This window comes from Collinsella intestinalis DSM 13280 (assembly GCF_000156175.1).
GTDB lineage: Bacteria > Actinomycetota > Coriobacteriia > Coriobacteriales > Coriobacteriaceae > Collinsella > Collinsella intestinalis.
In genome coordinates, this window is record NZ_GG692710.1 from 1,152,550 (window position 1) to 1,154,458 (window position 1,909).

Annotated in this window: 2 protein-coding genes; both read right to left on the reverse strand. The window is 67.6% G+C overall.

Annotated elements, in window-relative coordinates; all coding sequences use genetic code 11:
- On the reverse strand, positions 1-1,353 hold a 1,353-nt coding region (gene dnaX / locus COLINT_RS05290; RefSeq protein WP_006723386.1), incomplete at its 3' end, for a DNA polymerase III subunit gamma/tau.
- 12 nt (positions 1,354-1,365) lie between these two features.
- Positions 1,366-1,560: a hypothetical protein gene (locus COLINT_RS05295; protein WP_156780334.1), complete on the reverse strand. Its 195-nt coding sequence runs from the start codon at positions 1,558-1,560 to the stop codon at positions 1,366-1,368.
- Between the last annotated feature and the right edge of the window lie 349 nt (positions 1,561-1,909).

Here is a 1,909-nt window from a genome sequence, read left to right on the forward strand (position 1 = left end):
CTGGGCCGCCGCGCATGCAGATGCCGGGGCGCCTGCGGAAGTGGGGGCGCTCGTCGGGGGCACCACGCGCGCAGATACCGGCGCGGGCGCGGCCTTACGAACCTCCTGGGACGCGGGCGCGGCCTTCGACCGCGTTGCCGACGCGAGCTGCTCGGCCGACATCGGCGCACTCGGCACGCCGGAGGCGATCTGGGCCTCGAGGCGGGCGATGCGCTCGGCGAGCGCCTCAAGCGTCAGGTCGGATTCGGGGCGGGCCAGGCGCGTGCAGGCGATCTCGAGCACCAGGCGCGGATCGGTCGCGTTGCGCATCTCCAGCGCGGCGTCATCCAGCACGGTCAACGCACGGGAAAGGCGGTCGGCCCCCTCGAACAGGCGAGCCTCCTCGACGAGCGCGGCCACCTCCTCGGGCGTCCCATCGAACAGCTCGGCGCAAGGGCCCGCGATCGCGGCCGTGTATACGTCGCGGATGTGCGCGATCAGGTCGCGCGTGAGCTCCTGTAGGTCATTGCCCTCGTCAACCTGAGCCCGAATGAGGCCGAACAGGCCCACGGTGTCGCGCACCGCCATCTTGCAGGCAAACTCGGACAGCACCGTGGACGCCACCTCGCCCAGCAGGGCGCGCGCGTCGTCGATGCGCACCGAGCCGTCGCCGAAGACCGAGAGCTGCTCCAGCGTGGACAGGGCGTCGCGCATGCCGCCGCGGGCGTGGCGCGCCACGACCTCGAGCGCCTCCTCATCGAAGGCGAAACCCTCCTGCTCGCAGATGTAGCGCAAACGACCGATGATGTCGTCGTTCGAAATGCGGTGGAAGTCGAAGCGCTGGCAGCGCGACAGGATCGTCTCCAGGATCTTTTGCGGATCGGTGGTGCACAGGACAAAGATGACGTGACTCGGCGGCTCCTCAAGCGTCTTGAGCAGCGCGTTGAACGCCTGCGTCGTGAGCATGTGGACCTCGTCGATGATGTAGACCTTGTAGGCGCCGCGCACCGGGGCGAAGCTCACCGAGTTGATGATCTCCTCGCGCACATTGTCCACGCCCGTGCGCGACGCGGCGTCGAGCTCGTAAACGTCCGGATGCGTGCCCTCGGCGATCGCCGTGCACTCCGGGCAGGTACCGTCGGGGTTGCAGCCGGTCGCACCTGCCGCGCGGGCGCCCTCGGCCTTCTCGCACAGCAGCGCCTTGGCGAGGATGCGCGCCATGGTGGTCTTGCCCGTACCGCGCGGGCCGCAGAACAGGTACGCATGGCTCAGGCGGCCCTCGGCCACCGCGTGCTCCAACGTTGAGACGATATGCTGCTGGCCCACGACGCTCTCGAACGTGAGCGGGCGGTACTTCCTATAGAGCGACTCCATGGGGAATTCCTCCTACAATCCGCGCTCGACCAGGCGGCGGTCGATGTCCTTCAGGGTCATGCGCGTGGCGAACAGCTGGCGATATGTCGCCGTCTTGGCCTTGTTCTCGGTGCGCAGAACGTCCATGCGCGCGCCGACCTCGGCGAGCTCCGCACGAATGCCCCGTGCGAACGCATCGTATGCCGCGAGTCGCTCGGAATCGTCCATATGCCCTTTCACCGCCTTCGTCGCACACCCCTTATCGCACGCACACCCTTCATCGCGCGCGTGAATAATCGTGCCCACCATCATAGCGTCTCGCGCGGCCCCACGTCCGCGGCTCCAACCCGCACGGATGCTCGCCGACGACGGTCGCTGAAAACGGTGCACACGGCCACCGTGGTAAAATGGGCCCAAACTGCACTTGGCTTCGGCCGGAAACGAACTTTAAACGCACGAGGATGGCCATGCCGATCTTCCCCTTCAACATACCCGACCCGCAACAGCGGGAAATGCCCTCGCAATCCAATCTCGCGAGCGGCCCGCGCCTGGCATCGCGCTCCATGTGGCGCCGGCC

Excerpts from the sequence above, each read along its gene's own strand:
- COLINT_RS05295 (WP_156780334.1), bottom strand. The coding sequence starts at position 1,560 with ATGGACGATTCCGAGCGACTCGCGGCATACGATGCGTTCGCACGGGGC.